Origin of the sequence: Pontibacter sp. HSC-36F09 (assembly GCF_024171605.1) — a bacterium.
In the GTDB taxonomy this organism is placed as follows: domain Bacteria; phylum Bacteroidota; class Bacteroidia; order Cytophagales; family Hymenobacteraceae; genus Pontibacter.
In genome coordinates this window covers 324,106-342,512 of the sequence record NZ_JALKAA010000002.1, presented here as the reverse complement: position 1 = coordinate 342,512, position 18,407 = coordinate 324,106, and the positions used below count along the sequence as shown (strand labels likewise).

Genomic DNA, 18,407 nt, shown 5'->3' with positions numbered 1-18,407 from the left:
GCAAACAAAGGTACGGATAATAAAAAATAAGCCCAACCTCATGGCTGGGCTTATTTATACTGATAGAGATTGTGTTGGCTATCGGGTTGCTAAACCAGCCACGATAACTGTATTGTCTGGGTTAATGATCTGCCCGGTAGACGGGGCCTCCTGCTGGATCTCCATGTTCAGATTCGGCTCTTCAGGTATAGCCGGGGTACGCTCTGTGGCGATGTGCGGCGCAATTACCAGGGACACAATCGACATCAACTTGATCAGGATGTTCATGGAAGGACCGGAAGTGTCTTTGAATGGGTCACCCACAGTGTCGCCCGTTACCGAAGCTTTATGAGCATCAGAGCCTTTGTACTCCATCTTACCGTTGATCTCCACGCCTTTCTCAAACGATTTCTTGGCATTATCCCAAGCGCCGCCGGCGTTGGATTGGAACATCGCCATCAGCACACCCGATACGGTTACACCTGCCAGCAATCCGCCCAGGATCTCTGCTGACGGAGTATCAGCGAATACGTCTCTGAAACCAAAGCCCACCAACACTGGTACGATCAGGGCAATGGCACCTGGCAGCATCATTTCACGAATTGCAGCTTTTGTGGAAATGGCCACGCATTTTTCATACTCTGGCTGACCGGTACCTTCCATAATCCCCGGAATTTCGCGGAACTGACGGCGCACTTCGTGCACCATGGCCATGGCCGCACGACCAACCGCCGCGATACAAAGCGCCGAGAAAATGAACGGAATCATGGCACCAATGAACAGGCCGGCTAGTACGGGTGCTTTATAAAGGTCAATAGAATCAATGCCGGCTATACCTACGAAGGCCGCAAAAAGGGCCAGTGATGTCAAGGCGGCAGATGCGATCGCGAAGCCTTTACCGGTAGCGGCGGTGGTGTTACCCACGGCATCCAGAATGTCGGTACGACCACGCACCTCTTTTGGCAGTTCGCTCATCTCGGCTATACCACCAGCGTTGTCAGCAATAGGACCGAACGCGTCAATAGCCAATTGCATGGCTGTAGTCGCCATCATACCGGCAGCTGCAATCGCCACACCGTACAGACCGGCAGAAGCATATGACAGCACGATACCGGCGGCCAAAACGATGATAGGCAACACCGTAGAGTGCATACCTACTGCCAGACCGGCGATGATGTTAGTGGCATGGCCTGTGGAAGATTGCTGCACAATCGAATTAACAGGCTTTTTGCCCATGGCCGTATAGTATTCCGTGATGATACTCATCAAAGTACCTACTACCAGACCCACGATCACGGCGATGAACACACCGTTTGAGGTAAATTCGAAGTTGCGCAGGTTCATGTTTTCAGGCAGCATCCAGTGGATGGCGAAATAAGCGCCAACGGCTGTCAGGGCGACAGAGATCCAGTTACCGAGGTTGAGGGCTCCTTGCACGTTACCGCCTTCTTTTACCCGGATGAACAACATACCGATCAGGGAGAACAAAATGCCCAGACCCGCAATGAACATCGGCAGAATGATCGGAGCCATGCCACCGAAATTATCCTCCGAAACCACTTCACGGCCCAGCACCATCGTGGCCAGAATAGTGGCCACATACGAACCGAAAAGGTCGGCGCCCATACCTGCCACGTCACCTACGTTATCGCCTACGTTGTCGGCAATCGTCGCCGGGTTACGCGGATCATCCTCCGGTATACCTGCTTCTACTTTACCCACGAGGTCAGCTCCCACGTCGGCCGCTTTGGTATAGATACCGCCGCCCACGCGTGCGAAAAGCGCAATACTTTCAGCACCTAGCGAGAAACCGGTGAGCACCTCAAGGGCCACTTCCATTTCGTGGCCGTTCACGCTGCCATTCACACTGTAAACAAAGAAGTAGTAGAGCACGATAAAGAGCGAGCCTAGGCCCAACACAGCCAGACCGGCTACACCCATACCCATTACTGAACCACCGGCAAACGACACGCTGAGCGCGCGCGACAGGCTGGTGCGGGCTGCCTCTGCCGTACGCACATTGGCCTTTGTGGCAATGCGCATACCGATAAAGCCGGCAACGGCTGAGAAAAGGGCGCCCATAATGAAGGCTAATACAATAGTCCAGTGCGACTTTTCACCGGTATAGCCCAGGTAAAAAAGAAATAAACTGGCGATGATTACGAAGTAGAAGAGCACTTTGTATTCTGCCTTCAAAAAAGCCATGGCGCCATCGGAAATGTGACGGGCGATTTCCGTCATGCGTTCGTTGCCTGCTGCTTGCTTCGTTACCCAGGCCGACCTTATAAAGGTATAAATGAGGGCCGCCAGACCAAATCCAGGAATTGCGTAGAGAATAGGTTCCATTCAATAAGAGTTAGTTTTGTAAATAAGGGTTGAGATTCTGAAATTGCTATATATAGCTATTAAAGAAAGCCTATTCGTTTGACTTTTCCAAATATTTACTTCCAAAGCTTTACACCCCGGACATAGCCTATACCACTAGAGTTAAGTCATTTGCGCCCGGTGCCGTTATCATATCCTGTTTGCACCGTTGTAGGCAAACAAAAAAGGCTGCCCATGCCTGGCAGCCTCCTTATCATATCCTATACTCCGATTACAACTTCGCCATCAACTCCCTGTACAGCGCCACCATGCTATCAATGTCCTTCTTGTGGACAATTTCGTTTGGGCTGTGCACATTGTCTTCGGGTGCGCCGACAAAACACCAGTCCCAGGGATAGGGTCCGTGCTGCAGCTCCTTTGCATCACTGCCACCCGCACCTTCTACCTCCAACTGGTAAGGTATACCGGAGGCCTTGGCTATACCTATGATTTTCTCAACATAAGACCTGCGAGGGATCAGGCTGTCGCGCATCGAGATGGCAACGCCCTCCCCTGGCTTTACGCCCTCGGTTACCCAGGTAATATCCGAAATAAGCGCTTGATGCACGCCGTAACGCTCCGAAATGTATTTGGACAGGTAGGCTACTGAACCTCCGCCGTGCTCTTCCCAACTACTAAACGCGATGATGCCATTCTCCAATGTTTCAGCCACCTTTAAAGCACTCCACACACCCAGCCGGTTATCGAGGTAGCAAGATTGCACGGTTTCTTCCGTTTCACGGAAATCGCACTTGAAAACTAGTTCCGTACCCCGTTCTATCTCCCGCTCATACCTGTAACTGATCTCATGCGTTTCTTCATCAAACTCCAGTGTACACTCAATTTCCCCCTGCGAATCCGCTGCCACCAGCGTATAGCCGGTTTCCAGGTCAGGACCGCCGATCTTTACCAATTGTCTACCATAGCGCACAGTGAATCCAATGGAGTCTATGTGTGCAAAAATGGCCGTTCTGGGCTTTCCGAATATTAACAAAATACAATCCTGAAAACCTTCTCCATGTATAATTACTGGTTGTCGCTTCCACTGAACTTTCTGTTCCTCAATGTAGTTAAGCAGAAAATCGGATAGTTTTTTTTCGTTGCCGGACGGTGCGTGTATGCTGCAGAGTTGTTTCAGAAGTTTCATGCAATATTTCTTTTGTATCAATTCAAAATTAATATAATTGTTGTACTTTTAGTACCTGTTCTCCAGATAAGGAGCTATTGGCACGACACCCCGGACTTTTCTTTTAATCTATGAAAAAGATTGTACTTGCGTTTCTCGGTATCATCCTGACTAACCTTGCTTTTGGGCAGGGTTCTAAGGAGCAGTCTGACACGGCTATCAGAGAGGTGACAATACAATCCGTAGAGGTCATCCCTGCAGCCGGTAACATCAAAGGCATGCTGCTCATGGACAAAGACATCCAGTACGAACTGGAGGGTGCCGTGGACAACATGTACAACTTTAAGTATGAGCTGGCCGAAAAGCAGTTCAAATCCCTGCGCCGCCGCTACCCCAATCATCCGCTGCCCTATTTCCTGATGGGTCTCAGCCAGTGGTGGAAGATCGTGCCTACCAATATTCAAACCCTGGCGTATGATGATCTGTTCTTCGCTTACATGGACTCTACCATCATGAAAGCGGAGAAGCTCTACGACGCCAATAACAAGGACTACGAAGCTGCCTTCTTTTTGTCAGCCGCAAATGGCTTTGCCGGACGCCTTCATTCCGAACGCAGTAACTGGCGCAAAGCCACTATTGCCAGCAAGCGATCACTCGAGTATCTGGAAAAAGCCAAAGCCGGCAACGGCCTGAGCCCTGAATTTTTGTTTGGAGAGGCGCTCTTCAATTACTACTCCATCTGGATTCATGAAAACTACAAGATGCTGCGCCCCGTGTTGGCTTTCTTCCCGAGCGGCGACAAGCGACTAGGCATAAAACAGCTACGCTACGTAGCTAATAATGGCTTCTATACCGGTACAGAGGCAAAGTTCTTTCTGATGAAGATCTACGCCAACGAGGAGGGAAACATGGAAGCTGCTCTCGATCTGGTAAAGGGGCTGGTGGAGAAATATCCTAACAATGCCTATTTCCAGCGTTTCTATGCACGTGCGCTTTTTGTGCAGGGCCACTTCACCATGGCGGAGCGGGTGTGCCTTGATATTCTGAGCAAGCTAGATCGGCGCATGCCGGGCTACGAAGCTGTTAGCGGGCGTTACGCCTCTTATATCCTGGCCTACATCAACCAGAACAAGTACCGTGATTTCCAGAAGGCAAAGGCCTACTATCAGAACTCCATTATGTTCGCTGAAATGAGCAACGAGCGTGATTCCGGTTATTTTGTCAACTCTTATCTGAACCTCGCCCGTATTGCGAAGCAAGAGCGTGAGCTGAAAACGGCGAAGCATTACTATAATATAGTACTGGAAGCTACCGACAAGAAGCACGCGGCCAACAAAGAGGCAAAAGACTTTATGAAAGCGCACAAAAAGATCTAAGCTTGGTATACTTGCTATACCTTAAACAAAAAGCCCTGACAGCTAATCTGTCAGGGCTTTTTGTTTAATCATTCGCGCAGTGCCTAGTTTACCATACGTTCGGCTGGCACCTTCACTTTTCTCTTGAAGTACTCAAGCGTACGCTGCAGGCCTTCGGCGCGGTCCACCTTCGGCTCCCAGCCCAGTACCTGCTTAGCCAGCGTAATGTCCGGCTGGCGCTTCTGCGGGTCGTCGGTCGGCAGCGGCTGGTACTCGATATTGAGCTCAACCCCAGTCAGCTTGCAGATCTCCTCGGCAAACTGGCGGATGGTGATCTCGGACGGGTTGCCGACGTTGACCGGCATGTGGTAATCGCTGAGCAGCAGACGGTAGATGCCCTCCACCAGGTCGTCCACATAGCAGAAGGAGCGCGTCTGGCTACCGTCACCGAAAATGCTCAGCGGCTCCCCGCGCAGGGCCTGGCTCAGGAAGGCAGGCAGCACGCGGCCGTCGTCCAGTCGCATGCGCGGACCGTAGGTGTTGAAGATGCGCACGATACGAGTCTCCAGCCCGTGGTGCATCTGGTAAGCCATGGTCATGGCCTCCTGGAAGCGCTTCGCCTCGTCGTAGCAGCCGCGCGGCCCTACAGGGTTTACGTTGCCCCAGTAGTCCTCGCTCTGCGGGTGCACGAGTGGGTCACCGTACACCTCCGAGGTGGAGGCAATCAGCATGCGGGCCTTCTTGGCCATGGCCAGGCCCAGCAGGTTGTGCGTGCCCAGCGAACCCACCTTCAGCGTCTGGATCGGGATCTTGAGGTAGTCGATCGGGCTGGCCGGCGAGGCGAAGTGCAGGATGTAGTCCAGCTTGCCCGGCACGTGCACGAACTTGCTTACATCGTGGTGGTAGAACTCAAACTGCTCCAGCTTGAAAAGGTGCTCGATGTTCTCGAGATTGCCGGTGATCAGGTTGTCCATCGCGATCACGTGGTAACCTTCGGCTATGAATCTGTCGCACAGGTGGGAGCCGAGAAACCCGGCACCACCCGTTACTAATACTCTTTTTCTGGCCATGCTATACCGTCTCCTTTGTTTGTTGTGGAACCATGGCCTGCTTGACACCGATGCCGAAGTAGGTGAAGCCTTTTTCCTCCATCTCACGGGCGTCATAGATGTTGCGGCCGTCGAACACGACCTTTTCCTTCATCAGCTTGTTCACTACAGCGAAGTTAGGTGAGCGGAATTCAGGCCACTCGGTCACCAGCAGCAGCGCGTCAGCGTCGATGAGCGTTTCGTACTCGTCCTTGCCGTACTCGATCGTATCACCAAGCGAGTGCTTGGCCTCCTTCATGGCCACCGGGTCGTAGGCCTTTACCTTGGCGCCCTGCTCGAGCAGCTTCTCGATGATCACCAGCGAGGGGGCCTCGCGCATGTCGTCCGTTTTGGGTTTGAAAGAGAGCCCCCACACGGCAAAGGTCTTGCCCGACAGGTCGCCCGAGAAGTAGTTCATCACTTTATTAAAGAGCACTGACTTCTGACGATCGTTCACCGTCTCCACGGACTTGAGCACCTCCATGGAGTAGCCGTTCTCGGAGGCCGTCTTGATGAGGGCCTTCACGTCCTTGGGGAAGCAGCTTCCACCGTAGCCGATGCCCGGGTAGATGAACTTGTTGCCGATGCGGGCGTCCGAGCCGATGCCCTTGCGCACCATGTTCACGTCGGCGCCCATGATCTCACACAAGTTGGCGATGTCATTCATGAACGAGATCTTGGTGGCCAGCATGGCGTTGGCCGCATACTTGGTCATCTCGGCAGAAGGGATGTCCATGAAGATGAGCGGGTGGCCGTTCATCAAAAAAGGCTTGTAGAGCTTCGACATCACCTGCTCGGCACGCTCGGAGTCCACGCCTACCACGATGCGGTCGGGCTTAAGGAAGTCGTCGATGGCGGCGCCCTCCTTCAAAAACTCGGGGTTGGAGGCCACATCAAATGGGATGTTGGCGCCGCGGGCCTCGAGCTCCTCGCGGATGGCGTTGCGCACCTTGGCGGCCGTACCCACCGGCACAGTGCTCTTGGTCACTACCACCAGGTAGTCAGTCATGGAGCGGCCGATCTCGCGGGCCACGGCCAGCACGTATTTCAGGTCGGCCGAGCCGTCCTCGCCCGGAGGTGTGCCCACAGCGATGAAGGCTACCTGGCAGCCCTGCACGCTCTCGGCAAGGTTAGTGGAGAAGGAAAGGCGCTCCTTCTGGGAGTTGCGCAGCACCATCTCCTCCAAACCGGGCTCGTAGATGGGCAGGATGCCCTGCTTGAGATTGTCTATTTTCTTGGAGTCGATGTCAATGCAGGTCACGTCAATGCCCACCTCTGCAAAGCAAGTGCCCGTCACCAGGCCCACGTAACCGGTGCCAACTACAGCTATTCTCATAGGTAAATATTATTAATGAAGTACAAACTTAAAGTTTTTTAAAATAATCAATACGCAGTCTCAACAAACTTGCCCGCGTATAAATTGCCGCTTTCCCAACATCCTTGCCCTTTTAAGCGAGGGAATTGTTGTTTTAAAAAGCAGCAATTTATACAGGAAATACTCATTCCTCGGTAACTCTATAAATAGTTGCACAGGGATGTTCCCCATGAAACACACGCTTTTAAAAAGACGAAATTACACATTTTTTTAAGAAGGATTTGAATTGGATACACTGTGATAACCTCTCTACTGTCTGGTGATTTGATCGCATGGCAGTGTCTTTCCTCAAAAATACCGCGAACCGGCGCCTTGTCTTACTTTGTTCAGCACAAAAGTGTTGCGGTATGTCCTCAAAAATTAAAATAAATCAATTCGACCTTTTCCCGACCTGACAGCCTGTGTTGCTAAGGCGTCTGTTTTTATACGTAGCCCAGGTGTCGCTTTTCCTTTAATTTAAATAAGCAGGGCACATTTTTACTTTTCCCTACAACCTGAGTGCCGGTCTCAAGTATAGATAAGGGAAGCTAACACCCTGAGTCACCTATGAAACCAGACTGGCTGGACACTAAAGAATATCCCTTCAAATCCAAGTTCCTGGAATTAGAAGCCGGCAAGATGCATTATATCGATGAGGGGGAAGGTCACCCGATCGTTATGATTCACGGCACGCCTTCTTGGTCATTCGCGTACCGCAACCTGATCAAACTCCTGAGCAAAAAGTACCGCTGTGTGGCGCTGGACCTGATCGGCTTTGGCCTATCGGACAAACCCAAGGACTGGAGCTACAAGCCAAGGGCCCATGCCGTCAACTTCGAGCAACTGATGGCACACCTTGGGCTGACCGACTTCACCCTACTGGTACACGACTTTGGTGCACCAATCGGCCTGGCCTATGCCATCAAATATCCCGAAAAAGTCCGGAGCATCGTGATGCTCAACACCTGGACCTGGTCACTGTCTAACCATCATGTCTTTTCAAAAGCCAGCAAATATCTGATCGGCCCCCTTGGCAAGTTTCTGCACTCCAAGCTCAATCTCACTACGAACCAACTGGTGCACGAACTGTTCGGGCAGGAGAGCAACATGCCGGAAAAGCTAAAGGATCAATACACGCTGGGGCTGGGCGGCCCTGATGACACGGTCAGTTCGCTGGCCTTCGCACGGGAGTTGGTGGGCGTCAGCAAGTGGTATGATGAACTTTGGAAGGAGCGTAAAAAGATCCAGGACATTCCGACCCTTATCCTATGGGGTGAACGTGACAAACTTGTCAGAATCGAGGCATTGCAGCGCTGGAAAAAGTTTTTCCACGAATGCTATGTGCTGCACTTTGAGGACAGCGGGCATTTTCTGATGGAAGAGCACGCCGATGAGGTGGCGCAGTACGTTAGTAATTTTATAAAAGAGGAAGACAAGAAAAAGGAGAAGACATTACACAACACCTAAAACGAGCGATTATGACGGAACCCGATAAAAACTTAAATGAAGCCTTATTTCGAAGTCACCAGGCGACAGAGAAGGACAACCAGGCCCAGAGCGAGCTGCATAGCATGAGCACAGGCCAGCAAAAAGGAGAGCAGCCAGACGCATTGCAGCCCAAACTACACGAAACACCGCGCAACCTGTTACAGTCCTGGGACACACTTCGACAAATGGATATGGATCTAGCAGACAAAAAGCCAGACCATGACCGTAAATCCTGATAATTACCGACAGCCAGGGTATACCTTGGTTCTATACCTACAAAAGCGGCAGCCATTGTATGACTGCCGCTTTCTTTTCTAAAATATCTTTCCGGGGTTCAGTATACCTTTCGGGTCGAAGAGCTGCTTTATACCTTGCATCAGCCTAAGTTGCACATCACTTAGCGCTATACCTATGTAAGGCCGCTGCACCAGACCTATGCCATGCTCCCCGGAAATGGTGCCTCCCAACGAAACACACAGCCTGAATATCTCCTTTATACCTTCGGGCAGCTTGTTGTTCCAGTCATCGTCTGACATGTCACCCTTCACGATGTTGATGTGCAGGTTGCCATCGCCTGCGTGCCCGTAGCAAACCGACTTGAACTTATACCTTTGGCCTATTTCCTTCACGCCCCGAAGCAGCACCGGCAGTTCTGCACGCGGCACCACCGTGTCCTCTTCTTTGTAAACAGAGTTGCTTTTAACAGCATGACCCACGCTGCGGCGCAGCCGCCATAGGTCCTCTTTCTGCTTTTCATTGTCAGCAACGAGTATATCGCCTACATCAAACGTCTCCAGTACTTCGTATACCCGCTCGGCATCCTTGTACAGCAGGTCCATGTCGTTTCCGTCCAATTCTATGAGCAGGTGGGCGCGTTCGTCAGCTGCCATTGGCACCTCCAGGCCAACATACCTACAGGTCCACTCAATGGCCTCGCGCTCCATAAACTCCAGCGCGGATGGTACGATGCCTGCTATAAAAATTCGGGATACGGCAGCGGCAGCCTCCTCTTCTTTCCGAAAAGGCACCAGGAGTACCAGGTTCTGAGTCGGGTAAGGTATAAGTTTGAAGACAATTTTGGTGATGATACCCAGAGTCCCTTCACTACCGACTATGAGTTGTGTCAAGTTATATCCTGTGGCGTTTTTGAGCACATTGGCGCCGGTCCAGGTAATCTCACCAGTTGGCAGCACGACTTCCACGTTCAACACGTAATCCTTCGTCACTCCATACTTCACCGCCCTGGGTCCGCCCGACGATTCGCTCAGATTACCGCCCAGTTGGCTGCTGCCCCGGCTCGAAGGGTCTGGCGGATAAAAAAGGCCTTTCGCGATCACTGCTTCCTGGAATACCTGCGTAATAACGCCGGGCTCTACGGTAGCCTGCAGATTGCGCTCGTCAATGGAAATGATAGTTTTGAGGCGCTCCATGGATAGTACGACACCCCCATGCACGGCTAGCGCCCCTCCACTTAATCCGGTACCGGCACCACGAGGTGTTACAGGTATAGCGTTTTCGTGGCACAGCCGCATAATACGACTGATTTCTTCAGCGTTCTTAGGTCTGAGCACAACTTCAGGCAGGTAGCGCAGGTCCTCGGTTTCGTCGTGGGTATAGCGCACCATACCTTCCTGGTCAGCAGGCAGTACCACGTGCTCCTGCCCGACGATATTGGCGAAGGCTTCCACCAGATTCTGGGTTATCTTATTAAAATTCATTTTATATTAAATAGCTTATGCTTAATTTAGCAAGCCTGACAAAATTTTAGCCACTAATTACCAAGTTACGCTTTGAGAACATCAATTACCAATTACCTATTATTTATCTTTTTTATCGGCTTGGTGGCTTCTTGTCAGTCAGCGAAGCCCACCTTCAGCAAGCGTGGCGAGACCTATAAGTCGGCCAGGGAGATAGCCGAAGAAAAGCGACAGTCCCGCAAACAAGCCAGAATGGCCGCCCGGAGTGGTGGGAAAGTCAAAGGCAAGGTAGCCTCCAAAGACCGGACCAGCCGCACCAATGTGCCCAACGCACGGCGCCTCGATGAGAACGTGGAAACGGTTATACAAACAGCCCGCTCCTATACCGGCACTCCTTATAAGTGGGGCGGCACCACGCGCGTAGGCATGGACTGTTCCGGCCTGCTTTGCACCTCTTTCCAGAGCATTAATGTGAACCTGCCACGCACATCGGAGGAGCAGAGCCGCTTTGGCAAAACTGTAAAGGTGAGAGAACTGAAGGAGGGCGACCTCGTGTTTTTCGGGGCTAATAAATTCAGCCGTGAAATCACGCACGTAGGTATGGTAACGGAAGTGAACAACGATAACGAAGTTAAATTCATACACGCCTCCACCAGTCTGGGTGTCATCGAGAACAACCTCTATTCCGATTACTGGCAAAAGATCTTCATCAAGGCGGTGCGCCCTTTTGATGAATAAGGTGTTTAGGGAACCCTTAGCATTTCGCTGCAAACTTTTTAAAAAAACCGGCCGGCCACAGGTATAATTTCATATCTGGCCGGTATTGGCTATACCTTGGTGCAGGTATAGCAGGGTTTGGTCAGCAGGATCATTCGCTCAGGCGGCAGTAGCTATACCTTAGTGCAGGTATGGCCTACACTGTACCTAAAAAAGTACAACAGGGATTATACCTGAACCACAGAGCACGCGCTATTTTAATCAAAATAAGCACCGTCCAACCTGGTCTTAAAATTTAACATCAAATAAGAGATAAAAACCTCATACATACGTACTTATAAGAAGTTATATTTTTTCAATCTAACGTATAAGTATTATGAGGACTATTTACACAAAGTTGCTTATATCCCTCCTTTTGCTGTTAAGCAGCCATTTGGTATGGGCACAGGGCACGACAACTGCGGCCATGAACGGCGTAGTGCAGGACCAGAACGGTTCCCCACTGCCTGGCGCAACAGTTATTGCGGTCCATAACCCGACCAACACGCAGTATGTAGCTGCCACGAATGCAGAAGGCCGTTACAATATCCAGAACATGCGTGTAGGTGGGCCCTATACCGTACGCACCTCTTATGTTGGCTACCAGGAGCAACGATTCGACAACATTAACCTGGCACTTGGCCAGAACTTCAGACTGGACCTCACCATTTCAGAAAGCACGACCACCCTTGGCGAGGTACAGATCACCGCGACACAGGACAAAGTCATTAACTCAGACAGGACGGGCGCAGCCACCAACGTGTCGACAGAGCAGCTGGAGTCGCTGCCCACCATCTCCCGAAGTCTGAATGATTTCACCCGCATCACCCCGCAGGCTACTACATCCGGATCAGGTATATCGTTTGCCGGCCAGAACAATCGCTTCAATAACTTTTCTATAGACGGCACCGTGAACAACGACGTGTTCGGTCTCTCGGCCAGCGGCACCAACGGCGGACAGACCGGAGTGCAGCCCATCTCGCTGGATGCCATTGAGGCGATACAGGTGGTGATTGCTCCCTTCGATGTGCGACAAAGCGGCTTTACGGGAGGCGGCATCAATGCCATCACGCGTAGCGGGTCGAACAAATTCACGGGCTCGGCCTATTATTTTGGCAACAATGAGCGGCTGGTGGGCAAGAGTCCGGATGATGCGCGCACCAGGCTGCCGGACTTTACCGACTACCAGACCGGCCTGCGCATTGGCGGCCCGATCATCAAAGACAAACTGTTCTTTTTTGTGAATGGCGAGAAAACCAAACGCGTGGCCCCGCTCCTCTTCGAACCCGGCACCACAGGCTCCAACATCACAGTCGACGAAGCCACCCGCGTGCTGAACGTCGCCAACCGGTTGGGCTACGACCCAGGCAGTTTCAGAGGTATAGACGATGAGACCCGGAGCGACAAGATCTTTGCCCGACTCGATTGGAACATCACCGACAACCACCAACTCACGCTCCGCCACAGTTATGTATACGGCGAGAACATCGACAACTCCAGGACACCGAACGCGCTGCGCTTCTCCAACAACGCCGAATATTTTCCTAGCACGACCAACTCCAGCGTACTGCAGCTGCGCAGTCAGTTTGGAGGCCAGTATGCCAACGAGGCCTTGATCGGTTTTACGGCAGTGCGTGATGACCGCGACATCATCGGCAACCCTTTCCCGAGCGTGCAAGTCCGCTTGGCAGGTGGCCGCACCATTTCGCTGGGCAGCGAGCCCTTTTCAGCTCAAAACCAGCTCGACCAGGATGTACTCACCATCACCGACAACTTTAACCTGTTTTTAGGGAAGCACACGATCACGCTGGGAACGCACAATGAGTTTTACAAAACCTACAACCTGTTCATCCGCCAGGAGTTCGGTGCTTATACATACAACTCGTTGGAGGCTTTTGAAGCGATCGGCACCCCCGCCGAAACAGCGCCAGGCGAGTTCTTCCGAAATTATTCAAGGACCGACAACCGCCAGCAGGGCGCCGAATTTTCCGCCTTTCAACTCGGCTTCTATGCGCAGGACGAATATGCTGTTCTGAACAACCTGAAGTTGACAGCAGGTATACGTTTAGATATCCCGACCTTTAACGACGAGCCTGCAGCCAACGAGGAGTTCAACGAAGCATTTGCCAGCAGAGGCCTGGCTACGGACAAGACGCCGGGCGCTCAATTTATGCTATCGCCCCGCGTAGGTGTAAACTGGGATGTAATGGATGATGGCAATACACAGGTGCGCGGCGGCGCAGGTATCTTCACGGGAAGGGCTCCGTTTGTGTGGATCGCCAATCAGTATACCAATACAGGGCAAATGCTGGGTAGCCTGTCACTCACTTCGGGCCCGATTCTGGAGCAGATCCGCTTCAACCCAGACCCTACCACCCAGCCTACTGCCACCACCGTGGGCTTGTCAGACAGAACAGCCGAGATCAACATCACAGATCCTGACTTTAAGTTCCCGCAGCTGTTCCGGGTCAACGCAGCCATTGACCAACGCCTTCCCTTTGACCTTGTGGCGACCCTGGAAGGTATATACTCCAAAAACCTGAACAACATCTACTACCAGAACCTGAACCTGGAGCAGACGGGCACCTTGACGGGGGCAGACAATCGACCAGTCTTCGGCCGCATACAGGGCAACAATTTCCAGGACATCATCTACCTGACCAACACCAGCCGTGGCTATGGCTACAGCCTGACAGCTCAGTTACAGAAAACCTATATGGAGAACGGCCTTTCGGGTTCGTTGGCCTATACCTACTCCAGAGCCAAAGATGTGAACCCCGGCAACTCCAGCCAGGCACGGTCTAACTGGATCAATGTGAACCAGGTAGAGGGCCTCAATAGTGTAAGAGAAGCGTTTGCCGACAATGATGTACGTTCGAGGGTGGTGGCCGGCCTCACCTACAACTTAAATTACCTGGGCTTTGCAGGCACCACTATCTCCGCCTTCTACAACGGACAGTCGGGCGTGCCGCTTTCGTACATCTATAACGGTGACGTGAACAGTGATGCAGGCAGAACGAATGATCTGATCTACATCCCAGGCAGTGCTTCGGAGATAAACCTGGTTCCTTTTACCGAACGGGATGGCACTGTTGTCTCGGCTGAGCAGCAATGGCAGGCGTTGGACGCCTTTATCAGTGGCAACGACTACCTGAGCGACAGACGGGGTCAGTATGCGGAGCGAAATGAGGACAGGCTGCCCTGGACGAACCAGATTGACCTGCGCCTGATGCAGGACTTTTATATAGGTCAGAATGAGAACAACCACCGGCTACAACTGACCTTAGACGTTTTTAATTTTACCAACCTGCTCAACAAGGACTGGGGCCGTCAGTACACGGCTACTTTCAACGCTTTCCAGGCCATTGACTTTGTAGGCTATGAGCCTGGCACCACGACACCCCGATTCAACTATACCGGACGCGGCCTGACAGACGGCGATCCCTTTTTCGTGAACGACTTTTCGTCGCGCTGGAGAGCCCAGTTTGGCATTCGCTACATTTTCAATTAAAAGTAAACTGGGTACTATCTTAACTGATTGCCAAAAGGAAAGGCGGGGCCATACAGCTCCGCCTTTCCTTTTGGCAATCAGTGTTTAAGACTAATAGCACGTTTGCAAATTACAATAAATTATTGGTGCTAAAAAGCAAATAACATAAGACATTTTATTAATAATAATTTAATCTGTAAGTAGTTGCATTTCGAAATATACCCTCTAATTTTGCGAGCAAAAATCAATCAATCTTTTATGAAAAAGTTATTACTATCAACACTGCTTATGTTGCTGTGCGTGGTTACTATACACGCCCAGGTAACTACAAGTAGCGTGAGTGGATCCGTGAAGGATTCGAAAGGTGAAGCTTTGATCGGGGCAACCGTAAGAGCAACACACCAGCCCTCGGGCACCACGTATGGCGCAGTGACCAATACAGAAGGTCGCTTTAACATCGCCAACACCCGTATCGGTGGTCCTTACACCATCGAAGTAAGCTACATAGGATACCAGCCTATGTCTTTCACAAACATCACTTTGCAGCTTGGCCGCCCTTACGTGCTGGATGCTACCCTTTCTGACGGTGGTACTCAGTTATCGGAAGTGATGGTGACAGCTGACCAGTCTTCCGTATTCAACGCCCAGAGAACTGGCGCTGCGACTAACGTAAGCACTGAGCAGATTGCTACGCTGCCTACAGTAACACGAAGCCTTACAGACTTCACCCGTCTTACACCACAGGCTAACGGTAATGGCTTTGCAGGTCGTGATGGTCGTTTTAACAATGTTCAGATTGACGGTGCAAACTTTAACAACGGCTTCGGCTTAAACTCCAACCCACTTCCTGGAGGTCGTTCGCAGCCTATTTCTATCGACGCGATCGAGCAGGTACAAGTAAACATTGCTCCTTTCGACGTTCGTCAGTCAGGCTTTACCGGTGCAGGCATTAACGCCGTTACCCGTAGCGGTAACAACGAGTTCTCTGGTTCAGTATATGGTTTCTACCGTAACCAGGACATGAATGGCAGAAGAGTAAATGGCGAAAAACTTGATCAGGGCAACGAAACATCAAGCCGTACTTTAGGTTTCCGTTTAGGTGGTCCGATTATCAAGAATAAACTATTCTTCTTCGTAAATGCTGAGAACATCGAGGAAAAAGGCACTAACCCATTTGCCGTAAACCTTTGGAAAGCCTCTGGTGATGGTATAGCTAACCCTGACCAGAACATTGCCAGAACTAAAAGATCTGACCTTGAAGCGGTGCGTAACCACCTGATCAACACATGGGGTTATGACCCAGGCGCTTACGAAGGCTACGCTAATGATAATGGCACTAAGAGCACCAACTTACTGGCTCGTATTGACTGGAACATCAACGACAATCACAAACTGGCTGTTCGTTACAACCAGGTGAAAGGTGAAGCTGGTTCTTTGGTGAATGGCAGCTCAGGCCCAAGCCCACGTTCTACTGTGAACCGTGTGAGCGATCAGTCTATGGCTTTTGCTAAAACCATGTACGATACAGAGAACATTGTACGTTCAGCTTCTGCTGAATTGAACAGCACCTTCTCTTCCCGTCTTTCTAACCAGTTACTGGCAACGTATAGCCGCATCCAGGATACGCGTAAATCTCCAAGTGAGATCTTCCCAATGGTTGATATCTGGAATGGTGGCACCAACTACATGACATTTGGCTATGAGTTGTTTACGTTTGGAAACGACGTACTGAATAACAACTACAGCATCACAAACAACCTGACCTACCTAGCAGGCAAGCACACAATAACTGGTGGTGCTACATTTGAGTCACAGAAGTTTGGTAACCAGTACATCCGTTTGGGTACTTCTTACTACCGTTATAACTCTGTTGAAGACTTCCTGACAACAGGTACTCCAAATGAAGTGGCCCCAATCATGTTCGGTCTGACTTACCCTTACGAGGGACAGGATCCTTATGCTCCAATCGTATTGGGTACAGCAGGCGCTTACATCCAGGATAAGTTTGCTGCTACTGACAGACTGGACCTGACATTAGGTTTGCGTGCAGACATGCCTGTTTACATGAACGACCTGACTGCCAACCAATCCATTGATGAACTTACGCTGAGATCTCCTGAAGGTGGCGACAAAAAGTACACGACCAGCGAATGGCCAAAATCCAGAATTATGCTGGCTCCACGTATCGGCTTCAACTTTGATGCCTTCGGTGATGGTTCTTTGCAGCTGCGTGGTGGTACTGGTCTGTTCAACGGCCGTGTTCCTTTCGTGTGGTTGACAAACATGCCTTCGAACTCTGGTGTAATCCAGAACAACGTAGAACCTAACAGCTATGCATCAGTTGCAGGTTGGATTGGCGACATCCGTTTCCAACCGGAACAATACTACTGGTTGAACAACACGCCGGCAAGTGCTCAGAACGTGTTTATCAAGAACCCAAGAGCTGGCGTTCCTACAAGCTTCGCCTTAGTTGATAACGAGTTCAGAATGCCTAAGGTATGGAGAACGAGCGTTGGTGCTGACTACACGATCCCTGGAACGCCGCTGGTAGCTACTGCTGACGTTATCTACACAAAAGACGTGAATGCAGCTTACCAGTTTGGTGCCAACAGAGCAAATGCTCCTATAACGCTGAACTATGGCGGTGAGGGTGAGAACGACAACAGAGGATACTATCCTGCAGGTGCAAACAGCACAAAATACAATGAAGCTGTTAACGCTAACACTGCTGTAGTGCTGACTAATACTTCTGAGAAAGGCGAATCTTTCAGCAGCACAGTAGGTCTTTCTCTTCCGTCTCGTAATGGTTTGTTTGGTTCACTTTACTATACCTATACTTACGCTACTGAAGTATCTAGTAACCCAGGATCAAATGCCTCTTCTGCATGGTTAGGCAGCCCGTCTGTAAACGGCCCGAACGAGCAGATCCTTTACAACTCTCAGTATGCAGTGCCTCATAACGTGGTAGGTAGCTTATCTTACAAAGTAAACTACTTCAATAGCCTGGCCACTACTGTATCATTGTTCTACAACGGTTCACATCAGGGACGTTTCTCTTATACCTACAATGGTGACATTAACAAAGATGGTATTAACGCCGACCTGCTGTATGTACCAAATGATGTTAACAACCTGAACTTCGTTGATATTGTTGATAAAGGCACCGTAGTATTCACTGCGGCTCAGCAGCGTGAAGCGTTCAACAACTTCATCAACAACGATGACTACCTGAGCACAAGACGCGGCCAGTATGCTGAGCGTAATGGTGCCCTGATGCCTTGGTTGAACCGTTTCGACTTCAGATTGCTACAGGACATCTACACCAACATCGGTGGTAAGCGTAACACGCTTCAAATAAGCGCTGACGTGATGAACATTGGTAACCTGATCAACTCTAACTGGGGTATCAGCACAGCGTTCAACAATGCGCAGAGCATTTTGGTGACCAACACTAAAGACGCTCCTATCAGTGCTGATGGTGTACCTACTTTCCAGATGAGAACTGTTACAGAGAACGGAAAAACTGTGCTTCCTACAGAACCTTTCAGAGACGTAACAACACTTTCAACTACATGGTATGCTCAAATTGGTCTGCGTTACATCTTCAATTAAGAAGTATCCAACCATTGTAAATAAAAAAGGCGGGACAAATGTCCCGCCTTTTTTATTTACAAAAACTAGCGCTTCAGCTTTTGCATATTCAAAATTTG

At 50.7% G+C, this 18,407-nt stretch carries 11 protein-coding genes; 6 read left to right on the top strand and 5 right to left on the bottom strand.

What is annotated here, in order from left to right; all coding sequences use genetic code 11:
* Positions 1-78: 78 nt before the first annotated feature.
* Both L1278_RS07515 and L1278_RS07510 read right to left on the bottom strand, forming a co-directional pair.
* Complete coding sequence (locus L1278_RS07515; protein ID WP_253402485.1) at positions 79-2,325, bottom strand: sodium-translocating pyrophosphatase; 2,247 nt, start codon at positions 2,323-2,325, stop codon at positions 79-81.
* A gap of 250 nt (positions 2,326-2,575) precedes the next feature.
* On the bottom strand, positions 2,576-3,490 hold the full coding sequence (locus tag L1278_RS07510) for a M20/M25/M40 family metallo-hydrolase (RefSeq protein WP_253402483.1): 915 nt from the start codon (positions 3,488-3,490) through the stop codon (positions 2,576-2,578).
* Positions 3,491-3,600: 110 nt separating this feature from the next.
* Here L1278_RS07510 and L1278_RS07505 point away from each other — a divergent pair, with 110 nt between their 5' ends.
* Complete coding sequence (locus tag L1278_RS07505; RefSeq protein WP_253402481.1) at positions 3,601-4,845, top strand: lipopolysaccharide assembly protein LapB; 1,245 nt, start codon at positions 3,601-3,603, stop codon at positions 4,843-4,845.
* A gap of 83 nt (positions 4,846-4,928) precedes the next feature.
* Here the strand turns inward: L1278_RS07505 and L1278_RS07500 are convergent, their stop codons facing one another.
* Positions 4,929-5,894 (bottom strand): UDP-glucuronic acid decarboxylase family protein, encoded by a 966-nt coding sequence (locus tag L1278_RS07500; RefSeq protein ID WP_253402479.1) that lies wholly within the window; start codon positions 5,892-5,894, stop codon positions 4,929-4,931.
* A gap of 1 nt (position 5,895) precedes the next feature.
* Complete coding sequence (locus L1278_RS07495) at positions 5,896-7,248, bottom strand: UDP-glucose/GDP-mannose dehydrogenase family protein (protein WP_253402477.1); 1,353 nt, start codon at positions 7,246-7,248, stop codon at positions 5,896-5,898.
* Positions 7,249-7,833: 585 nt separating this feature from the next.
* Here L1278_RS07495 and L1278_RS07490 point away from each other — a divergent pair.
* Together L1278_RS07490 and L1278_RS07485 are read left to right on the top strand one after the other, a co-directional pair.
* The gene (locus L1278_RS07490; protein ID WP_253402475.1) at positions 7,834-8,733 is read left to right on the top strand and encodes an alpha/beta fold hydrolase; all 900 of its coding nucleotides are present in this window, start codon (positions 7,834-7,836) and stop codon (positions 8,731-8,733) included.
* An 11-nt stretch (positions 8,734-8,744) separates the two neighbouring features.
* Positions 8,745-8,990: a hypothetical protein gene (locus L1278_RS07485; RefSeq protein WP_253402473.1), complete on the top strand. Its 246-nt coding sequence runs from the start codon at positions 8,745-8,747 to the stop codon at positions 8,988-8,990.
* A gap of 78 nt (positions 8,991-9,068) precedes the next feature.
* Here the strand turns inward: L1278_RS07485 and L1278_RS07480 are convergent, their stop codons facing one another.
* A complete protein-coding gene (locus L1278_RS07480) occupies positions 9,069-10,472 on the bottom strand; it encodes an FAD-binding oxidoreductase (RefSeq protein WP_253402471.1) in 1,404 nt (467 codons plus the stop codon).
* A 72-nt stretch (positions 10,473-10,544) separates the two neighbouring features.
* Between L1278_RS07480 and L1278_RS07475 the strand changes: the two genes are divergently transcribed.
* From L1278_RS07475 to L1278_RS07465, 3 genes are all read left to right on the top strand, one after another.
* Complete coding sequence (locus L1278_RS07475) at positions 10,545-11,189, top strand: C40 family peptidase (RefSeq protein ID WP_253402469.1); 645 nt, start codon at positions 10,545-10,547, stop codon at positions 11,187-11,189.
* A 394-nt stretch (positions 11,190-11,583) separates the two neighbouring features.
* On the top strand, positions 11,584-14,718 hold the full coding sequence (locus L1278_RS07470) for a TonB-dependent receptor (protein WP_253402467.1): 3,135 nt from the start codon (positions 11,584-11,586) through the stop codon (positions 14,716-14,718).
* Between the two features lie 237 nt (positions 14,719-14,955).
* A complete protein-coding gene (locus L1278_RS07465; RefSeq protein WP_253402465.1) occupies positions 14,956-18,309 on the top strand; it encodes a carboxypeptidase regulatory-like domain-containing protein in 3,354 nt (1,117 codons plus the stop codon).
* The last annotated feature ends 98 nt before the right edge of the window (positions 18,310-18,407 follow it).